Raw genomic sequence first — 19,944 nt, 5'->3', positions numbered from 1 at the left:
CAAGCTTCCCGCGCAGCGGCCTTCTACGGCTGCGTCGGGTACCACGGGCCGCGGACGTAGTAGACGCCGAACATCGTCGTGTCCATCGGCCACAGCGGAGTCGGCCGGGCGGCGACGGAACCGGGGCCGCCGTCGTTGCGGGTGAACTGGTGGTCGATCCGCGACACGCGCGACGACGGGGCGCCCCAGCTCCAGTTCGTCTGCAGTTGGGCCGTCGGCGGCACGACCAGCGCGGTCGGCCGTCCGTACTGGGTGTAGGCGTAGTTGCCGTGCCAGTTGTACGACTGGGCGCGGCGCAACGGACGAAGGTACGGCATCTCGGCCGCGGCCTCGTCGGCCGCAACGCCCAGCGCGCCGACCGCCAGCGCGATTAAGGCGACTCGCAGAGTGTTCATGGGGAATTCCTGGCGGGAAGATGGGGGAACCATCAGCTGGGGGGACGACAGGCCGATGGGACTCTTGGAGTATGGTAAAGGTAGAACGCAATCGCTTGAGATCAGCCGCCGCGACGCTCGATGGGCGCGTGGGATCGAATGGCGCTATGGTCCCGAAGTCCCATAGTCCCGGTTTCTTGCACCCGCCTCGCGACTACCACCGGCTCCCCTGGGCCTTCCACCACAGATGGTCGAGCCGCAAACCGGCCGTGCCGTAGCGGACCTTGGCGCGGGTCCAACCGGCCCCGGGAACGTGGGCGTAGTGCGACCGCGTGTGCCGGTACAGATACTCGTGCGGCATGAGCGGCTGGTAGGTCGTGTAGGTGTGTCCGACGTTCGGAGGCACGGGAACGGGAGACACGTACATCTGGGCAGTCGCCCCGGACGGGTCCGGTCCCTCGTAGTACTGGCCGAAGAGGTCTTCCTTCGCCTGGTAGCTGATCACTCGCTTGTAGAGGCCCTCGACCGCCGCGGCCGGGCGGGCGGTCAGACACATCCCCAAGAGCGAGGTTGCTAGCACAACCGTACGGGTCAATCGGCATGTCATCGGGAAAGCGCCTCCTTGCGCTGGGCGACTCGCGGCGGGAGGGGGGCGAGTCGCGTCGGTGGGTCGTACCTCGACAAGTCTCTCCGAGACTTGCACCTAGCCCGTCGTCTGGGGGACGGACCACGGAACGGGTCGTGTTTTCTGGTGTCGGACAGGTCCGGCGGTGACGATCAGTTTTTGTTTGCCAGCCGTAACGCCCGAACCGTTTGTAGCGGTCCCCGGGCCCCATTGCGGCTAGAGACCCCCGGCGCAATCGATATAATCGCCCCTTCCGGCAAAGCTTGACGCCCCGGGCCGCTCGACTCGGAGCGGGGGCGACGCATTCTCGACGGGTCGCCGTCCGAAATCACCGCGATCGCATCAGCACAGGAGCCGCCCGTTGGCGACCAAGAAACGCGTCACCAAGAACGACCCCTCGACCCGTCCGCGCAAGAAGGTCAAAAAGAAAGTCCGCAAGCGCGCCGTCGCGACGACCGCGCCCGAGGAGGGTGCGCCCGCGAAGGCTGACGAGACCGACGTCGCCGAGGCGGCCCCCGCCGCGGGAAAGCGCCGCGCCACCGCCCAATCGATGGCGGCCAAGCAGCGCGACATCTCGGTCAGCGAGTTCTTCGCCAAGAACCGGCACCTCTTGGGATTCGACAACCCCCGCAAGGCGCTCCTCACGACGATCAAAGAGGCGGTCGACAACTCGCTCGACGCCTGCGAGGAGGCGGGCATCCTCCCCGAGATCTGGGTCCACATCGAGACGACCGGCGCCGACCGCTTCAAGGTCGGCATCCAAGACAACGGCCCGGGGATCCTCAAGAAGCAAATTCCGTTGATCTTCGGCAAGCTGCTGTACGGTTCGAAGTTCCATCGCCTGCGGCAAAGCCGCGGGCAGCAGGGGATCGGCATCAGCGCGGCGGGGATGTACGGCGTGCAGACGACCGGCAAGCCGGTGAAGATCATCTCGCGAATCAGCCCCAAGAAGCCGGCCCACTACTACGAAATCGCGATCGACACGAAACGCAACGAACCCAAAATCCTCAACGGCAAAGGGGAAGGAGTCGACATCCCCCCCGGGTCCGCCGGGGCCGAGTACATTGCCAAGCACGGCATCGAATGGGTCGATCAGCCGCACGGCACGCGGGTCACGATCGAGCTCGAGGCCAAATACATTCGCGGCCGGGGGAGCGTCGACGAGTATCTCCACCAGACCGCGATCGCCAATCCGCACGTGACGCTCCACTACCTCGATCCCGACGGCACGCAGCGGGACTACGTGCGAGCGGCCGATAAGCTCCCCCCCGAACCGAAAGAGATCTTGCCCCACCCGTACGGGGTCGAATTGGGCCGGTTGGCCGCGATGCTGTCCGAGGCGGACGGGACGACGGTCTCGCAGTTCTTCACGACGACCTTCTCGCGGGTCTCGCCGTCGATCGCCCGAAAGATCTGCACGACGGCCAAAGTCTCGCCCCGAACGCCGGCCAAGAAGATCGACCGCGCCGGGGCCGACGCCCTGTATCACGCAATCCAAGGGACGAAGATCGCCCCGCCGGCGACCGACTGCATCTGCCCGATCGGCGAGGAGCTGATCCTCAAGGGGCTGCATCAGGTCGTGCCGGGCGAGTTCTACGCCGCCGCGACCCGCCCGCCGGCCGTCTATCGCGGCAATCCGTTCGTCATCGAGGTGGGGCTCGCATACGGCGGCACGGCGCCCACGCAGAACGTCACCAAGGACTTGCTCCTGGAATTGCTCGAAGAGACGGACGCCCGCACCGTGCGGCAGTTTCTCATCCATACGTTCAACGGCCTGGGCTCCGACGCGGCCGATCGGATCATCAAGAACTCGGGGCTCGGCACCCGCAGCGCCCCGGGCAAGCTGAAGCCGAAGGAGAGCGAGAAACTGTTCGCCGCGATGCAGAACGTGAACGTCGCCGAAGGGCAATCGATGGAGGTGCTGCGGCTGGCCAATCGCGTGCCGCTGCAGTTCCAGCAGGCGGCCTGCGCGATCACGCAGACCGTCATGCAGACCAACTGGCGCAGCTACGGACTGAGCCAGTCGCGCGGCGGATTGCCCAAGGGCCCGGTGACGCTGATGGTTCACATGGCCAGCGTGTGGGTCCCGTTCACCAGCGAGTCGAAAGAAGCGGTCGCCGGGTATCCGGAGATCCAAAAGGAAATCCGACTGGGCCTGCAGGCGGTCGGCCGCAAGCTGGGAATGTACCTCCGCCGCCGCTTGCGGGTGAAGCAGCAAAGCGACCGCCGCGAGGTGTTCATGCGGTACCTCAAGGAGGTGTCGGTCGCCGTGAGCGAGATCAACGGCGCCAAGCAGGACGCACTGTACGACCAACTGCTCAAGGTCGCCAAGAAGGTGACCGCCGACGCCGACATGAAGATGGACGACCGCGGCCGGAAGCTCAAAGCCGAGGAAATCGACTACGGCGAAAACGTCTTAATCGTCGACCCCGCGAACCACGCCGCGGCGATTCGGCGCACGCCGGTCGTCGAGTCAGAATCATCCCCTTGACCCCCGGTCAATGACCGGGGGCTAAACGCCTCTTGCGAAATCCCATGGCCAAGAAAGTCCGCCGCCCTGCCGGGGCTCCTGCTACGAAGACGCGCGTCGCCTTGTCGGCGCGGGACAAAAAAACGATGGGGTCGCTCGTGGGGCTCGCCGATCGGGTGGTCAGCGCCGCCGATGCGAAGAAGGACCCCTACGTCGACATCCCCAGCCGCACGCTGTCGAACGTCCACTACAGCCCGCGGAAGCGGATCATCGAGATGGGTTCCGGCAAGAACCGCCGGCAGCTGTTCGACCTGTCGCAGGCCAAGGCGTACATGCGCACGATGCTGGTCGCCAGCGGATGCAAACGGCTGTTGGACTCCGGCAAGACGACGAGCTTGCGGGGCATGTACTACATGCTCAAACACCGCATCGCCGGCTCGACGGAAAACACATTTGAAGATCAGTCGGACAGCGACCCGATTATTGAGGATTTGGAAGTCCTGCTCGGCAGCATTCGCGAAGAGCTGCATTTGTACGCCAAGGCGGCCGGCAGCATGGTCGGGCCGATCACGCTCGTTGACAAAGGGGACACTATTGATTGTTCGCGCATGGGTTCCGGCGGCTACAGCATTCCGTCGATCGTCGAGTCGAATATCATCGAATTGGATCGCAAGAAATGCGGCGCCAAGTTCGTATTGCATGTCGAAAAGGACACCGTCTGGCAGCGGTTCAACGAGGATCGTTTCTGGGAAAAGCACCATTGCCTGCTGACCCACGGCGGCGGCCAGCCGCCGCGCGGCGTTCGCAGACTGCTGCACCGACTCAACACGGAACTCAACCTGCCGGTGTACTGCGTGCTCGATAACGATCCCTGGGGGTACTACATCTACAGCGTGCTCAAGCAGGGGTCGATCAATCTCGCTTTTGAGAGCCAACGAATGGCGATCCCCGACGCCAAGTACCTGGGTTTACGAAGCATCGACGTCGAGCGCTACAAGCTCCCTGACGCGGCTCTCATCGGCTTGAATGAAAATGACCGAAAGCGGGCCAAACAGATAGCCAACTACCCCTGGTTCGAGAAGAAACGGCCTTGGCAAGCCGAGATTCAGCGGATGCTCAAGAACGACTTCAAGGTGGAAGTCGAAGGCCTGATGACCATCGACATCAGCTACGTCACCGAAGTCTACGTCCCCGAGCGGCTCCAGGCGCAAGACTGGCTCGATTGAGGTCGAGGCGTCACCCCCAGCCGCGAGGCTCCGCCTCGCCGGCGACGCGGGGGACTCGCGCAGTGCATTCGCCGCCCGTCGCAGTGCGCGGCCGGCGAGGGAGCTCGCGGCTCGACAGCCCGGGGCGGTCCAGCGCTCACCGTTTTTCGAGCATCGCCACCAGCGGCGGCCCGAGAATCAGGGCCCCGGCAACCGCGGCGCCGATCGCCGCCAAGAGCACGGCACCGCTGGCGATGTCCAGCGCATCGCGGACCCGGGCGTCCTGCTCGCGGGTCACGGCGCGGGCGAGTCGTTCGATCGCCGTGTTCAGGCTTTCGGCCACGAGCACCAGCGCGACGCACAACACCAGCGCGGCCCAGCGCGACAGCGTAATCCGGGCCGTCACCCCGGCCAGCACGACGATCGCCGTGGCGAGCATGTGGACGAAGTAGCTCGCCTCGCCGCGCACGGCGATCTTGATCCCCCGCGCGGCGTCGGCGAACTTCCGCGGCCAAGTGCGACACCGGAAGTCGCGATCGTCGTCGTGGTCGGCGGGCATCGTCGGCAAGGGGGGCAAGGAGTGGAACGCCAACGGGGCGGAATTCTGCGAGGCGGTATCCACGCGGCAAGGCTTAGCCGACTCTCGTTCCGCCGGCGGCTTCGTCGGCGACGCAGGGGCCGACCTTTCGCAACTGCAGCCCGAGCGCGACCCAGGTCCAGCCGTTCAGGAGCAGTTCGATCCCCACCACCAGACCGATGATCCACAGTACGGCGGCCGGCTCCTTGGCCACCAGCCGATAGATCAGCACGCCGAACAGCGCGGTCACGGCGCCGTTCAGAAGCGACCAACCCCACAGGGGATACTTGATCGAGAGCGCGGCGACGATGCGCACTGTGCCGACGACGATGGCGAACGTGCCGATGAACAGCGTCAGCACCCCCGCCGTGGCCAGCGGCTTGTCGATCACCGCCAATCCCACGACCGCGTACAGAATGCCAACCAGCAACTGCAGCAAGAAAGCGCTCCATTGGCCGGTCCAAAACGAGCTGATGACCGTGGCCACGCCGCTCACCAACAGCAGCCCCCCCAGGACCGACACGGCCGCCAGGGTCGAGATGAACGGGTAGACGATCGCGATCGTGCCGCACGCGACGAGCAGCGCGCCCAACAGCAGGAAGCACCACCACTGTTCGTGAAGCCGACGCAACTCGTGATTGAGCAACTTGGCGATCGGATCGGACGAACGCGGTTCGACGAGGCCGTTCATGGTTTCCCCCTCAGCGTTGCAGGAGTCGGGAACGGACGAATGTCCGCCTGGGGAGCATTGTATCATCCCGCAAAACCGCGCGGCATAGCCCCTTGAGCGGACGGCGCGAGTCGCCGGCGAGCTGCCAAAAAGGCCTGAATCTGGCCTCGCCGGGGGCTGGCGTCCGCCGCCCAGCGCGAAAGCCGCGAACGTAGCACGTCTCACGCCGCCACCGGCTGCCCCGGCAGGAGCGGGGGCATGGGGCAATCGAGCATGTCGCACACCCCGCGCAGGAGCTCTCCCTCGGCGACGGTCACCTCGTGATCGGCGCAGATCGTCGCTGCGCAGGCGGCGACCAGCGACTGGCGCTGCTTGGGGGCCACGCGAGCCAGCGCGTCGAGCGCGCCGCGAAGCGGCTCCAGGCCGCACTCGGCCGGGTCGAGCAGCGTCACCCTCGCCCCGGACAACATCGCGGCGCCCCGGGCCAATGCCGCCGGGGCCTCGGCAAGACGATTGTCGGCGTGGGCCAACGTCGACAGCAGCACCGAGCACTCGCGCCCAAGCTTCTGCAGGCCGTAGTAGGCGACCTTCGTCCGGGCCGTATGCTCGAACTGCGGCTGCAGGTGGCGCAGCAGCACGCGATGCAGCACCCACTCGAACAGACCCAACCGGTTGTCGGCCTTGACCAACTCGACGAAGCATTGCCGGAACGTCCGGTACTGCTCCGGCGACATGGCCCGCAACGCGGGAAGCGACATGTCCACCAGCGGCAGCCGCATGCGGGCCTCGAGCATGTCCAGGTGCGGCGACAGTTTGACGGTCAGCGCCGTGACGTCCTTGGTCGCGTAGGCGGCAAGAGTGGCGAGTTGCTTTTCGCGAACGCCGGGATCGCGGTCGAGCAGCAGCCCGAACAGCACCGCCCGGGCGCCGTACGGCTCGCGGGCGCTGTCGCGCACCAGCGGCGGCAACGCGTCAATCAGCCTCGCGGCGTAGGCCCGGTGGAGCTCCTGAGGATCCCCCACTTGGTCAGCCGCGCGCTTGACCACCGCCAACGGGACCTCGGCGGCGTCGGTCATGGTTGCTCCTGCCGCCGCAGCGGCGACTGCGCCGGCGGCCAGCGCAGCCACTTGCTCGCCGCGTCGTCGCGGATCGGTTCCGCCCGCGAGTTCTCGCTCGACGGCAGGCCGGGTCTCGGCCGTGGGAAACTTGCCGTCCCATTGCGGCTCGAGCGCCAGGATTCGCTTTTCCAGCGGCGGGTGGGTCGCAGTCAGCGAGGTGAGTCCCTCCCACACCCCTTGGGCGAAAAACAGGTGGCTCGCCTCGGCCGCGTTGGGGGCCTGAATTCGCGAGCCGATCGCCCGCGCCCCGATTCGCTTCAGCGCTCCGGCCAATCCGCCGGGATTGCGGGTGAACTGCACGGCCGAGGCGTCAGCCAGATACTCGCGCTGCCGCGAAACGGCCGCCTTGATGAGGCTCCCCATGAGCGTTCCCAAATACCCCAGGACGAACAGAGCCAGCCCGATCAGCGCCACGACCGCGACGCCTCCTCCGCTCTTCGAATCGCTGGATCTTCGGCCCGAGTGACTGATCATCCGGAGCATGATCCGGCCGATGAGCCCCAACAGCAGCAGGCCGTGCAGCACGCCGATCAGCCGGATGTTGAGCCGCATGTCGCCGTTGAGGATGTGGCTGAACTCATGGGCGACGACCCCTTGCAGCTCCTCGCGCGAGAGTTGCTCGGCCGCGCCGCGGGTGACGGCAACGATCGCGTCGCTGGGGGAGTAGCCGGCGGCGAAGGCGTTGATCCCCGATTCCGTCTGAAGCATGTAGACCGGCGGCACGGGGACCCCCGAGGCGAGGGCCATCTCCTCGACTACGTTCAGCAACCGACGCTCCACGGCGTCGGCCGAATCGGGATAGACCCGCTTGCCGCCGAGCCCCTCGGCGACGACCGAACCGCCGCCGGAGAGTTGGGCGACTTTGTAGAGACTGCCTCCGCCGATCAACGCCAGCGATGCCCCCCCCGCGGCGAGCATCGCGACGAGATCGTCAGGGGTCAAGTGCCCGAACATCTCGGGCAGGTCGAGGACGCGACCTTCGCCGGCGGCCTTGTAGCCGCTCGCCCCTTCAAGGACCGCCCAGGCGACGGCCATCGTCCCGCCGACGATCCCCAGCACGCCCAAGACGAACATGACCACCAGCCACGTCGTCGACCGCCGCGCGGCGTCCTGGCGTTCAAAGAAGTCGGTGGACATGGCGCTTCCGCGAAGCTCGAAGCGGTGACCGGCGATCGCACGAGTGGCGTACCAAGGCGAGAGGGAAGAAGGCCGAAGGGGGGAGAACAACGATCTACGCCTCTTCCCCCCTGCCCCCTTCTTCTTTAGCTCAGAAGCTCACCTTCGGCGCTTCGGCGATCGCCTTGCTGTCGAACTCCAGGTACTCGGCGTCCTGGCTGTGGCCGAACATGCCGGCGAACGCGACGGGGGGGAACGACTGCCGGTACGCGTTGTAGCTGTTCACCGAGTCATTGTACGCCTGCCGGGCGAAGGCAACCTTGTTCTCCGTGGCGGTCAGTTCCTCGGTCAGTTGGGCCATGTTCTGGTTCGCCTTGAGATCGGGATACGCCTCGGCCAGGGCGAACAACCGCCCCAGCGTGGCGCCGAGCGCGTTCTCGGCTCCTCCCAAGGCGTGCATCGCCGCGGGATCGCCCGGCGCCGCGGCTGCGGCCTTGGCGGCGCCAACCGCTTGATTGCGGGCGTTGATGACCGCCTCGAGCGTCTCGCGCTCGTGCTTGATGTAGCCCTTGACCGTCTCGACGAGGTTGGGGATCAAATCGTAACGCCGTTGAAGCTGAACGTCGATCTGCGAAAACGCGTTGTCCAGCCGATTTCGCAAGGCCACGAGGCGGTTGAAGACGCCCACCAGATACATCGCCAACAGCACGCCGCCGATCGCGACGCCGATGAGCACCTGGGCGGTCGTTGACAGAGCGATCAGCACGGGGAATGCGGCAGTCACGGATTACCTCGCGGACTTAGGGACTCGATATGGCAGCGACGGTTGGAACAGTCTACTCGATCGCGGGGGGCACGGTTCGCCAAAAGCCGCCCGATCCGATTGCGGTTCTCGTCCGGGGCGACGAGCCGGAGTTGCAGGGGTATTCGCTCAGGCCCCCGGTTCCTTGGTCCGTTCGATATATTCCCCGGTTCGGGTGTCGACCCGCAGCCAGTCTCCCTGATTGATAAAGGCCGGAGCAAGGATCTCGGCCCCCGTCTCCAGCGTGACCGGTTTGGTGACGTTCGTGGCCGTGTTGCCCTTGGCCCCCGGCTCGCAGTACGTGACCTGCAGGATCACATGATTGGGGGCCGTGACCGCAATCGGCAAATTGTTGTACACCATCAACTGGCAGTCCATGTTCTCCTTCAGGAACCGGGCCGAGTCGCCGACCTGCTCCTCGGTGAGCTCGTACTGCTCGTAGTCATTGTTGTTCATGAATACGAAGTTCTCCCCCGACCGGTACAAGTACTGGGCGGTGAACTCCGACACGTCGGCGCTTTCCAGGGTTTGGCCTGCTCGGTAGGTGCGGTCGACGACCGTGCCGCGGATGAGGTTCCGCATCTTGCACTCGTACAGGGCGGTCCCCTTGCCCGGCTTGCGGAAGTTCATTTCCACCATTTGGTACGGGATGCCGTCGATCTGAACCTTCAGCCCCTTCTTGAAATCGCTGGTATGATAGGTACCCATCGGGCGCGTGTTCCTTGTGAAGATGGCGTGCTGTACGTTCGTATTGGCTCAGGGAAGGCTCCCGAGCCGGACCGCCGCGCGGTCCGCGATCCAGGGGGCATAGCCCCTCCGGCGAGATTGGCGAAGATCCACGGTCGGGCCTGAGGACCCGCGACGGGGCGAAAATGAGCATTTTAACGCCGCAGAGCGAGCTTGTCCGCGCCCGTCCTGACGGGGGTTTCCCGGCGTGGCAGGCCGAGTTGCGCGCCGCGGTGCGCGATGCCGCGGAGTTGTGCCGCCGGCTCGATTTGCCGGTCGAACTGGTCGCCGGCACGGCGGCTGCGGCAGCCCAGTTCCCCACGTTCGTCCCCCCGGCGTATCTGGCGCGGATTCAGCGGGGCGACCCGGCCGACCCGCTCCTGCGGCAGGTACTGCCGGTCGCGGCCGAGTCGACCGCCGTCCCAGGCTTCACAGCCGACCCTGTGGCCGACGGCGCCGCCCGGGAGGCCCCGGGGCTGCTCCACAAGTACTCGGGCCGGGCCCTGTTGGTCGCGACCGGGGCCTGCGCGGTCCATTGTCGATACTGCTTCCGACGCCACTACCCGTACGAGGAAACGCCCCACGCCGACGCGGCCTGGAACCCCGCCTTGGACGCAATCGCCGCCGACCCGCTGCTGCACGAGGTCATCCTCAGCGGCGGCGATCCGTTGATGCTGGTCGATGGCCGGCTCGCGCGACTCGTCGAGCGGATCGCGGCGATCCCGCACGTCGCTCGACTGCGAGTCCACACCCGGCTGCCGATCATGATCCCCGCGCGGGTGACCGACGATCTGCTCGAGTGGCTGTGCGGATCGCGGCTGACGCCGATCATGGCGATCCACGCCAACCATGCTCGGGAACTCGACGCCGAGACGGCCGCTGCGCTCGACAGGCTGCGCCGCGCCGGCGTGATGCTGCTCAATCAAGCCGTTCTGTTGGCCGGAGTGAACGATTCGGTCGAGGCGCTTGCCGAGCTGAGCGAACGGCTCGTCGCGGTCGGCGTAGCTCCGTATTACCTCCATCAACTCGATCGCGTTCAGGGAGCGACCCGCTTCGAGGTCCCCGAGACGAGCGGCCGCGAGTTGGTCGCCGAACTCGCCCGCCGCCTGCCGGGTTACATGGTCCCGCGATACGTCCGCGAAGTCCCCGGCGCCCCGGCGAAGCTGCCGGTCGCCTAGCGCCGAACATCTCGCGCGAGTCTGTTCCCAATGAACGACCAACTGACGCTCTTCGATCTCGCGGCCGTCGACGCCCTGCGGCGCGAGTTGCGGCTAGATCCGCAGGCCGTGCGGCAAGTGCGGACCGCGCTGCTCAAGCGCGGCTTGAGCGACGAAGCGGCCCTCGCAACGTTGCCGAGCCCGATGCGCGACGAGTTCGCCGGTCGAGTGACGCTCCACGCTCTCGCGCTCGACCGGCGTTGCGACTCGCAACTCGACGGCGCCACGAAGATCCTCTTCCGAACCGCTGCGGGGATGCTCATCGAATCGGTCGTCTTGCGGATCGCCACGGGCCGGACGACGCTGTGCGTTTCCAGCCAAGTCGGGTGCGCCGCGGCGTGCGACTTCTGCGCCACCGGCAAGATGGGGATCGCCCAGAACCTGTCGACCGCGGAGATTCTCGATCAGCTTGTCCAAGCCAAGCAATTGCTTGAGCCCGAGGGTCGCTCGATCCGCAATCTTGTCTTCATGGGGATGGGCGAGCCGTTTCATAACGAGGAGAACCTCTACGCAGCTCTCGCGGCCCTGACGGCGCCCGAGCTGTTCCACCACCCCCCGAGTCGCGTGTTGGTGTCGACGGTCGGGCTCCCCGAGGCGATGCTCCGCTGCGCGCGGCGATTCCCCGCGGTCAATTTGGCGCTCAGCTTGCACAGCGTGCGGCAGGAGACTCGCGAGCGGCTCATCCCGCTGGCGAAGAGGCGCCCGCTGGCGGAGTTGCGTCGCGCCGTCGTCGAGGTGAACCGCATTCAGGCCGCTGGGCGTGCGTCCGGGCCGACGGTGATGCTTGAGTACTTGATGCTCGCCGGGGTGAACGATTCGCTGGCCGAGGCGGGGGAACTGGCCGCGTGGTGTGCGGGGCTCAACGTCCATGTGAATTTGATCCCGTTCAACCCGATCGAAGGCGCCCCGCATCTGACCGGCTCTTCGCAAGCCGTGCGCGAGGGGTTCGCCGGCGTCCTGAAGCGGGCTGGGCTGGCGACCACGATCCGCTACAGCTTGGGCGCCGACGTCGCGGCCGCCTGCGGACAACTCGTGCAGCGCGAAAACCGGGCTCGGGCAATCGCCGCCAACGCCGCGGTGCGCGCCTAGCCGTCTGTGGCGACCGGGATCTGGCTCGCGGCCTCATGCAAAGTCTTGTCCCCAGAACATGAGCCGTCCGGCGCTAGCCGCGGGTGAAACCCAACGAGCGACGGCAATTCAACAACCCCGGGGCTAGCAGCCTGCGGCAAGCGGGGACTGTCGGGGCCGTTGGGACTCCGAAGTTCCATGGACCTGTCTTCCGCGATTTTTGCGGCGGGGTGTTCCCGCGCTCTGGCGGAAATGCGAGAATGCGCGAAGATCGGTTCGGGCACCTCGCTTCTCGACCGGCTGCTTTTCGATAGAGGCTCTCCTCTTCTCTTCTCACTGACCGAAGGAGGCGCCGCGATGTCCCCTCAACAACGCTCTTTGCTGATCGCCGCCGTTATCGCCTTGCTGGCCGCCGCGTGGTATCGGGCGCAGGTCTTCAGCGAACCGAAGCCCGAACTGGTGGATGTGGCGCTGGTGACCGGCGGCTCGGGACCCTTCTGGCAACTCGTCGCCAGCGGCGCCCGTGAAGCGGCCGAAGAGTATGCGGTCCGGCTCGACGTAAAGATGCCCGACGACGAAAATGTCGCCCAGCAAACCAAACTGCTGGAGGATCTCGACGGCGGCAAGCTCGACGGGCTAGGAGTCAGCCCGCTCGATGCCAAGGGCCAGGCGGCGCTGATCGACAAGATCGCCGAAAAGGCGCCCGTCATCACGTTCGATTCCGACGCCCCCGAGTCGCGCCGGCTGCGGTACATCGGCACGATCAACGTGCAGGCGGGTCAACAGGCGGCCGATCTGGTCCGGCAAGCGGTCCCCGCCGGGGGCAAGGTCGCCCTGCTGTTCGCGAACCTCACTAAGGACAACATGCTGCAGCGGCAGGCGGGGTTCGACGATTCGATGAAGCGAGCGATGACCGCTGGCGAGGATTCTGAGTCACGGCCCGAGTACGAAGTCGTCGAGCGGATCGTCGACGACGGCGACTCGAACCGCTGTCGCGAACGAGTCAAGCAGGCGCTCGCCGCGCATCCCGACCTCGCCTGCATCGTGGGGATGAACGCCCAGCACGGCGCCATCCTGCTCGACGTGCTCAAGGGGGAGGACAAGATCGGCCAGGTCGCCGTGGTGGCGTTCGACGAACAGCAGGAAACTCTCGACGGGATCGAGTCGGGAGCGATCTTCGCCACGGTCGCCCAAGATCCGTATCGGTACGGGTACGACGCGGTGCGAACGCTCGCCTCGTTCTCCCGCGGCGACGAAGGCCTGCGGCCGCTCAAGGGTTCGTACAGCACCTATGGCATCGCAGCCTTGCCGGTCACCAAAGATTCGCTGGCCGACTTCCGCCGGCAGCTTGAGGAACGGCTCAAGGCGAACGCGGGCAAATAGCGGCCAAAACTGCGGAGGCGTCGTGATCTCCATGAGTGTGAAATTGCTCGGCCGAGTCGCTCTCGTCGCATGGTTGGCCGGGGTTGCAGGTGAAGCCCGCGCCGAAGAGCAGGGCTCGCAGCCGACGGCGGTCGATCCCAAGCCGGCGCTGGCCGAGTTGGAGCGGGCCGTGGAAGCCCTGGAGCCGTGGCGGGCGGCCGTCGAGGCCGGGGCTCCGATCGACGAGGCCGATCTCGCCCGCCTGAAGGCCGCGGCCCAGAAGCTGTACGCTAACTTCGGGCCGCTCGTCGAAAGACGCAGCAGAGATCGGACGGCACAACTGCAGCGCGAGCACCAAGTGCGGCTCTCGCAGCGCGAACAAGCCCAGGCCTGGATCGATGCGATGCGGGCCATTGGCCCGGAGGCCTCTCAACGTCGTGCGGAGACGATCGCCGAGTTGCGCACCGCCCTGCAAGGGGACGACGCGCCGCGGCAAATGGCTGCGCTGGAAACGCTGGCCCAGTCGGGAGACGTCGAGTACGACAAGGCCGGGTTCCGGCCGCTCGTATTGCCGTTCATTGAACGAGGGACCGACGGGCCGTTGTTGACGTCGGCCTGTTACGCGTTGCTGAACACCGATCGCCGGCCGGAGGATCTGTCGCTCGTCCAGTCGATCTGGGAACGGCGGACGCCGTTGGTCGACAATTCGATGTCCCACCTGCTGTTCAGCTTCGGCGACGGAAAAATCGCGGGGCGTTCGGAGGAAATCGTGCTCGAACTGCTCGCTTCCAGCGACGCCGGCGTCCGACGCGAGACGCTGCGCGGGTTGTGGGGAGCAGAGGTCTCCGACAAGCTGGCGTCGCGAATCATCGCGTTGGCCGACGACCCGGAATCGCGACACGACGCCATCTACTTCGGACTGTCGACCTTGAAATCGAAGAACGAAGCGGTCGTCGACAAGCTTGTCGAGACCCTGGCCGACCGCGACCCGAACGACTGGGGCCGAGCGTTGTGGGGTCTGGGATTCGGCCTCCCCGAATCGCTCCAGCCCAAGGCGGCCGCGGCGTTGGCCGACATGTACGCCGCCCGCAGCGATCCGCGGACACGGCAGCAGTGCCGCGCTCTGATCGAACGTTACGCGGGCGAGGAAGCGGCGAAGAAGTTGCCGCAATAGGAGCGTGAGTCGGCTAATGCGTTCGTGGTGACGCGCCACGCTTCGCAGCGGCCGGGTTTTCCCAGCGGAGGTTCCGGTACCGCGAAAAGTCCTGATCGCACGATGCGAGCGTCGCGCCGCGCGAGATGGCATGGGCCGCAAGGTAGGCGTCGTTGATGTGGTCGCCTGCGACGCCCTGCTCGGTGACGAGGCCGCGCAACACGGCCCAATGATTGGACGCCTCGGCGACGATCTCGCATTCGGGACAGGCAAGCCATTCGTCGATCCGCGCGACGGCTTCCGCCGGACGTTGCGGCCTCAGAAAGACTCGGCGATGCGTGGCCAGGCGCAGGAAGCTCTGGACGACGTACCACGGGATTCCGAGGCGCTCGCCTGCGTCGATCTTGCCGGACCACCAAGCGAGCACCTGCGCGTGGCTCGCCGCATCGTGATTGATCAGGTAGAGCAAAACGTTGACGTCGACGATCGTCATCGCAACGCGCCTCACGTGCCGCGACGAAGCCGCTCAATGATCGCCTCGTCCTCGAGTTCGCCGGAGAACTGCAAGGCTTTGTTCAAATCGACGAGGGGCTCGCCCATCGAGAACGTCTTTTGGACATACGGCGTCCGCCGCGCTGGCCCGGTTGTTCGCCCCGCCAGCCAGTCGCGGATCGCCTGATTGATCAGCTTCGTGACGGACGTCGCCTCGCGGTGGGCGCGCTCCTTGAGCGCGAACATGAGGTCGTCGTCGAGGCGGACGGTGGATCGCTGCATTATGACATCATAGCATCACCTGAAATGATGTCAAGATGTCACGCCCGGTGGCCAATCGAAGAACGATCACTCCCCCAACAGCGTCTTCTGTCGGCGATCGCCCGCCTTGCGCTTGTTGCGGGCTTCCAGGGTGACGCCGTTGGCTGTGTTCGGGCTGCTGGAGAGCGGGTCGGCCGGGCCGTCCAATGGGTCGCCGCTGCGGATCGTTTGCAGCCGCTCGGTCGCGTATTTCGCATAATCCCCGCTCAGCTCCGTACCCAGGAATTTGCGTCCCAGCTTCTTCGCCACGGCCAAGGTCGTCCCGCTCCCGGAAAAAGGGTCGAACACCGTATCCCCCTCGTTGCTGCTGACGCGGATGATCCGGCCCAGCAGTTGCTCGGGCATCTGACAGCCGTGGAAGCCCTGCCGCTCCTTGAACGTGCCGGCGACGCGGCTGAAATACCAGGTGTCGTCCATCGGCTGAAACGACTCGGGGGCGTCTTGCGGCCGCAGAACCCAAGTGTCGTCGGGGAGCCGCCCGGTCGGGTTCGCCCGGCTGTCGCCGTACACGAGAGCCCGGGCCGAGGGGACGCGGACCGCGGGGTCCTCGGCGTTGAACGTGAACGCCTTTTCGTCCTTGATGAACTGGAACAGGTGGGCGTGCGAGCGGTTGAACTTGCGCGTACAGTTCACGCCGAACGTGTAGTACCACACGACCCAACTGCGCATGATGAACCGCTCGGGGATCTGCCGCGTGGCGATCCACTTCAGCTCGGCGGCGTACTCGTCGCCAATGGCCAACCAAAACGTGCCGGTCGGCTTGAGGATGCGGTGGATTTCGGCGATCCACGCGGCGCACCAATCGAGATACTCCTGGTCCTCCTGCCGATCGTGGTACTTGTCGTACTTGTACCCGATGTTGAACGGCGGGTCGGCGAACGCCAGATCGACCGCCCCGTCGGCGATCTTCGGCAACAGATCGAGGCAGTCGCCCTGGTGGATCTTCCCTGATGCGAGCGGCATGATCGGCGGCCTTGTCCTGCGAGAGAGGGATGCGGACGACCCGGGATGCGGGTTGATGCGCGACGGAATCGGGGAGAAAATGACGGAACGTCGGCGACGGGCGAACCCGCAATGGGTCGGTCGCCTGCGTCCGTCGACTGAATGCCTGAATATCGACGATGGCCCGCGCGGTGGCAAGCGTGCCGCATCATCGCCGAGCCTCCTGACGCCCCCCTTGCCGAGCCTCAGTTGCTCCCTGACCTCCGGTTTTCCGCCTCTGATCCCTCCTCCCGCCATGCAATTCGCCGCTTGCAACGAGATGTTTCTCCCGCACCCCTTCGGCGAGGCGTTTGCCGCGTTGCGGGAATTGGGTTACGACGGGGTTGAGATCGCTCCGTTCACCTTTCTTCCGGACGCAACGCCGTTCAACGTCCGCAACGTGCCAGCCGAACGGCGGCGCGAGGTGCGACAGCAGGCAGCCGACGCGGGGCTCGAGGTCGTCGGGCTCCATTGGCTGCTGGCCAAGACGAGCGGCTACTACCTGACCAGCCCCGATCCGGCGGTCCGTTCCGCGACGAGCGAGTACCTGCGCGAGCTCGCCCGACTGTGCGGCGACTTGGGGGGGAGGGTGATGGTCCTCGGCTCGCCGCAACAGCGCAATCTGCTGCCCGGGGTGAGCTACGCTGACGCCGAAGCCTATGCCGCCGAGGTCCTGCGAGCCGCAATGCCGGCCTGCGCGGACTACGGCGTGACGATCGCGCTCGAGCCGCTCGGCCCCGCCGAGGGGGACTTCATGCTCACCGCGGAAAGCGGAGTGCGGCTCGCCAAGCTCATCGACTCCCCTTGCTGCAAGCTCCACCTCGACGTCAAGGCCATGGCGAGCGAGTCGCAGCCGATCGCCGAAACGATCCGCGCCAGTCGCGACTGGACGGTCCACTTCCACGCGAACGATCCGAACCTTCTTGGCCCAGGAATGGGAGAGATCGACTTCGCGCCGATCTTTGCCGCGCTTGCGGAGACGGGCTACGACGGCTGGGTCAGCGTCGAGGCGTTTCGCTACGAACCGACCCCCGAAGAACTCGCCCGGCTAAGCATCGAGTACATGCGGCGGTTCGCGTGACGACGATTCGGCCGTGTCGAGCGCCAAGCCGCAAAGGGCACAAAGGCGGCGCCAGCCAGGGACGGCAGACCCGACTGCTGCGTGCCTTCAAGGTTGCCTTGATGCGTCCAAACTACGTCGACGCCCGCAACTCGGCCAGCATGTGGGCGCTCCCCACCAGACGATCCCAATGCTCCTGGATGTACTCAGGAGGACCGCCGATGTCGGCGACCACCGTCGCGGCCAGTTCCGTGGGGACCAATTCGATCGCATCCCAGGGACAGACTTTTAGGTCGTAGGGATTCGACGCCTTGCCCGGGATGTGGATGCACACCTCGCAGCCGACGCAGCGTTCGAGATCGATCTCGCACCACTGCTGCGTCCCTTTCACGATGCCGCGGTCGATCGTGCGCAGCTCGATGCAATCGACCGGGCAGACCTCGCGGCACGATTCGCAGCCGGTACAGTTGTCGGCGTTGATGACCGCAAGCGCCTTGGGAACCTTCTTGCGGGGAGCTTGTTTGGCCATGGCAGCGGCGAGCGAGTCAGGGGGAAGTACAGGGCGGCGCGGCGGTCAGGGCATCGCCCCGGCAAAGCGATTTTCCGAAGCGCCCCGGGAACCGTGGGCACTGAAACCCGCCGGCGCCGCCGGGACACTTTGTGAAATCTGTCACAATCTTACTTCTTCATCGGCACGGGGCCAAGTCAATCCCCACCTTTGCTGCGGGGCGAGGAGACAGGGGTATGCGCGATCTCGTAAATTATTTCACGGAAACTCGAAACCCCCGCTGCTTGACGGGGCGCGGCGGGGGGAACAGACTCCAAACCCCGGGACCGCACGCCGGCCCTTCTCTCCCCGCTCCTCTGCCGTCGCCCCGCCCGACCCGGGCCGCGGCCGGCCGACCGCCCCCCACTGCGAGGCCCTGCCATGATTCCCGCTCGCTTGCTTTCCCTGTCGTCGGCCCTTGTCGTCGCGATCGCCGTCGTCGTCGCGGCTCGCCCCGCGGCAGCCGCCGAGACGCTCGTCGCCGCCGGGACAGTCCACGGCGAGCAAACCGGGGGCAAGATCAGCCGGCACCTGTACGGACACTTCGCCGAGCACCTGGGGCGTTGCATTTACGACGGCATCTGGGTCGGCGAAGACTCGTCCGTCCCCAACGTCCGCGGCATGCGGACCGATATCGTCGAAGCCCTCAAGGCGATCTCGATTCCCAACCTCCGTTGGCCCGGCGGTTGCTACGCCGACAACTACCACTGGCGCGACGGCATCGGCCCCCGCGACCAGCGCCCCAAACGGATCAACGTCTTTTGGGGGGGCGTGATCGACACGAACGCCTTCGGCACGCATGAGTTTCTCGACCTGTGCGAGTTGATCGGCGCCGAGCCGTACATCGCCGGCAACGTCGGCAGCGGCACGCCCGCCGAGATGCGCGACTGGATCGAGTACATGACCTTCGCCGGCGACAGCGACTTGGCCAACGAGCGCCGCGCCAACGGTCGCGCCGAGCCGTGGAAGATCCCTTATTTCGGCGTCGGCAACGAAAACTGGGGCTGCGGCGGCAACATGCGGCCCGAGTACTACGCCGACCTTTACCGGCGGTACTCGACCTACTGCAACGAGTACTCGGGCAACCGGCTTACGCGCGTCGCCTGCGGTCCCAGCGGGGCCGATGCGAACTGGACCCGCGTCGTCATGGAGCGCGTCGGCGGGCGGATGCAGGCCCTCTCGGTCCACTACTACACGCTCGCCGCCCCGTGGAGCGACAAGCGTCCCGCGACCGGGTTCGAGGAAGAAGCTTGGTTCGCCATCCTCCGCGACGCTCTGAAGATGGAACACTGCATTGTCGTCAACGAGGAGATCATGGATCGGCACGATCCGCGAAAGCGGATCGCCCTGTACGTCGACGAGTGGGGCACTTGGTATCGGAACGAGCCGGGCACCAATCCAGGATTTCTCTATCAGCAGAACTCGCTCCGCGACGCGCTGGTCGCGGCGGTCACGTTTCACATCTTCCACGACCACAACGAGCGGGTCCGCATGGCCAACATCGCGCAGGTGATCAACGTGCTGCAGGCGATGATCCTCACCGACGGTCCGCGGATGACGCTCACCCCCACGTACCACGTGTTTGAGATGTACAAGGTCCACCACGACGCCGAGCGATTGCCCGTGGAGTTGAACTCCGCGCCGTACGAGTTCGGCGGCGAGTCGATCCCCGCAGCCAGCGTCTCCGCCTCCCGCGATGCACAGGGCAAGGTCCACGTGTCACTGGCCAATTTGCACGGGACGAAGGCCGTCGCGGTCGCGCTCGACTTGCCCGGCGTGCAGGCGACCACGGCGACGGGGCGGATCCTGACCGCGTCAAAACTGGACGCCCATAACACGTTCGATCAGCCCGAGCAGGTGAAGCCGGCCCCGTTCGCCGGCGGGAAGATCGCCGACGGGAAGCTCTCGGTCGAGTTGCCGGCGCACTCGGTGGTGGTGCTGGAATTGAAGTAAGCGCAACGCTGCGATGGGCGCTTCGCTCCGCGGGCTGACGCCTCGCGGCTCGGAAATAGTCGCTAAGCTCTTGCGCACATCCGAGCCGCGAGGCGTCAGCCCGCGGA

The 19,944-nt window shown here is 66.1% G+C and carries 19 protein-coding genes; 8 read left to right on the top strand and 11 right to left on the bottom strand.

Going from position 1 to position 19,944, the window contains the following annotated elements; translation table 11 throughout:
• Window positions 1-23: 23 nt before the first annotated feature.
• Together KF688_08620 and KF688_08615 are read right to left on the bottom strand one after the other, a co-directional pair.
• Window positions 24-395: a hypothetical protein gene (locus KF688_08620; GenBank protein MBX3425728.1), complete on the bottom strand. Its 372-nt coding sequence runs from the start codon at window positions 393-395 to the stop codon at window positions 24-26.
• A gap of 193 nt (window positions 396-588) precedes the next feature.
• Window positions 589-981 (bottom strand): hypothetical protein, encoded by a 393-nt coding sequence (locus KF688_08615; protein MBX3425727.1) that lies wholly within the window; start codon window positions 979-981, stop codon window positions 589-591.
• 568 nt (window positions 982-1,549) lie between these two features.
• Here KF688_08615 and KF688_08610 point away from each other — a divergent pair.
• Entirely contained in the window at window positions 1,550-3,490 is a 1,941-nt protein-coding gene (locus KF688_08610) for a DNA topoisomerase VI subunit B (GenBank protein ID MBX3425726.1), read from the top strand.
• A gap of 44 nt (window positions 3,491-3,534) precedes the next feature.
• Window positions 3,535-4,695: a DNA topoisomerase IV subunit A gene (locus KF688_08605; GenBank protein MBX3425725.1), complete on the top strand. Its 1,161-nt coding sequence runs from the start codon at window positions 3,535-3,537 to the stop codon at window positions 4,693-4,695.
• 136 nt (window positions 4,696-4,831) lie between these two features.
• Here KF688_08605 and KF688_08600 read toward each other — a convergent pair whose 3' ends face one another.
• From KF688_08600 to efp, 5 genes are all read right to left on the bottom strand, one after another.
• Window positions 4,832-5,233 carry a diacylglycerol kinase gene (locus KF688_08600; protein MBX3425724.1) on the bottom strand — a complete coding sequence of 134 codons (402 nt, stop codon included), beginning with the start codon at window positions 5,231-5,233 and terminating at the stop codon, window positions 4,832-4,834.
• 73 nt (window positions 5,234-5,306) lie between these two features.
• Window positions 5,307-5,942 (bottom strand): HdeD family acid-resistance protein, encoded by a 636-nt coding sequence (locus KF688_08595; GenBank protein MBX3425723.1) that lies wholly within the window; start codon window positions 5,940-5,942, stop codon window positions 5,307-5,309.
• 200 nt (window positions 5,943-6,142) lie between these two features.
• Window positions 6,143-8,176, bottom strand: a complete 2,034-nt coding sequence (locus tag KF688_08590; protein MBX3425722.1) for a M48 family metallopeptidase — start codon at window positions 8,174-8,176, stop codon at window positions 6,143-6,145.
• Between the two features lie 130 nt (window positions 8,177-8,306).
• Window positions 8,307-8,939, bottom strand: a complete 633-nt coding sequence (locus KF688_08585; GenBank protein ID MBX3425721.1) for a LemA family protein — start codon at window positions 8,937-8,939, stop codon at window positions 8,307-8,309.
• A 147-nt stretch (window positions 8,940-9,086) separates the two neighbouring features.
• Window positions 9,087-9,665, bottom strand: coding sequence for an elongation factor P (efp, locus tag KF688_08580; protein MBX3425720.1), 579 nt, complete (start codon window positions 9,663-9,665; stop codon window positions 9,087-9,089).
• Window positions 9,666-9,829: 164 nt separating this feature from the next.
• On the opposite strand from efp, the gene epmB reads away from it, so the two are divergent.
• The 4 genes from epmB (at window position 9,830) to KF688_08560 (ending at window position 14,504) form a co-directional block, all read left to right on the top strand.
• Window positions 9,830-10,861, top strand: a complete 1,032-nt coding sequence (epmB, locus tag KF688_08575; protein ID MBX3425719.1) for an EF-P beta-lysylation protein EpmB — start codon at window positions 9,830-9,832, stop codon at window positions 10,859-10,861.
• Window positions 10,862-10,891: 30 nt separating this feature from the next.
• The gene (locus KF688_08570) at window positions 10,892-11,989 is read left to right on the top strand and encodes a 23S rRNA (adenine(2503)-C(2))-methyltransferase RlmN (protein MBX3425718.1); all 1,098 of its coding nucleotides are present in this window, start codon (window positions 10,892-10,894) and stop codon (window positions 11,987-11,989) included.
• Window positions 11,990-12,325: 336 nt separating this feature from the next.
• Window positions 12,326-13,351 carry a substrate-binding domain-containing protein gene (locus tag KF688_08565; protein ID MBX3425717.1) on the top strand — a complete coding sequence of 342 codons (1,026 nt, stop codon included), beginning with the start codon at window positions 12,326-12,328 and terminating at the stop codon, window positions 13,349-13,351.
• Between the two features lie 31 nt (window positions 13,352-13,382).
• Entirely contained in the window at window positions 13,383-14,504 is a 1,122-nt protein-coding gene (locus KF688_08560; GenBank protein ID MBX3425716.1) for a hypothetical protein, read from the top strand.
• Between the two features lie 13 nt (window positions 14,505-14,517).
• Here the strand turns inward: KF688_08560 and KF688_08555 are convergent, their stop codons facing one another.
• The 3 genes from KF688_08555 to KF688_08545 form a co-directional block, all read right to left on the bottom strand.
• Window positions 14,518-14,976: a PIN domain-containing protein gene (locus tag KF688_08555; protein ID MBX3425715.1), complete on the bottom strand. Its 459-nt coding sequence runs from the start codon at window positions 14,974-14,976 to the stop codon at window positions 14,518-14,520.
• Between the two features lie 11 nt (window positions 14,977-14,987).
• Complete coding sequence (locus tag KF688_08550) at window positions 14,988-15,257, bottom strand: ribbon-helix-helix protein, CopG family (GenBank protein MBX3425714.1); 270 nt, start codon at window positions 15,255-15,257, stop codon at window positions 14,988-14,990.
• A 66-nt stretch (window positions 15,258-15,323) separates the two neighbouring features.
• Window positions 15,324-16,259: a site-specific DNA-methyltransferase gene (locus tag KF688_08545; protein MBX3425713.1), complete on the bottom strand. Its 936-nt coding sequence runs from the start codon at window positions 16,257-16,259 to the stop codon at window positions 15,324-15,326.
• A gap of 274 nt (window positions 16,260-16,533) precedes the next feature.
• Here KF688_08545 and KF688_08540 point away from each other — a divergent pair, with 274 nt between their 5' ends.
• A complete protein-coding gene (locus tag KF688_08540) occupies window positions 16,534-17,358 on the top strand; it encodes a sugar phosphate isomerase/epimerase (GenBank protein MBX3425712.1) in 825 nt (274 codons plus the stop codon).
• 112 nt (window positions 17,359-17,470) lie between these two features.
• Here the strand turns inward: KF688_08540 and KF688_08535 are convergent, their stop codons facing one another.
• Window positions 17,471-17,866 (bottom strand): 4Fe-4S binding protein, encoded by a 396-nt coding sequence (locus KF688_08535; protein MBX3425711.1) that lies wholly within the window; start codon window positions 17,864-17,866, stop codon window positions 17,471-17,473.
• Between the two features lie 399 nt (window positions 17,867-18,265).
• On the opposite strand from KF688_08535, the gene KF688_08530 reads away from it, so the two are divergent.
• Window positions 18,266-19,837, top strand: a complete 1,572-nt coding sequence (locus KF688_08530; protein MBX3425710.1) for an alpha-N-arabinofuranosidase — start codon at window positions 18,266-18,268, stop codon at window positions 19,835-19,837.
• The last annotated feature ends 107 nt before the right edge of the window (window positions 19,838-19,944 follow it).

The sequence above is a fragment of the Pirellulales bacterium genome (assembly GCA_019636345.1).
Lineage (GTDB): Bacteria > Planctomycetota > Planctomycetia > Pirellulales > Lacipirellulaceae.
The sequence above is the reverse complement of the archived record's forward strand: the minus strand, read 5'-3'. Positions and strand labels throughout refer to the sequence as shown.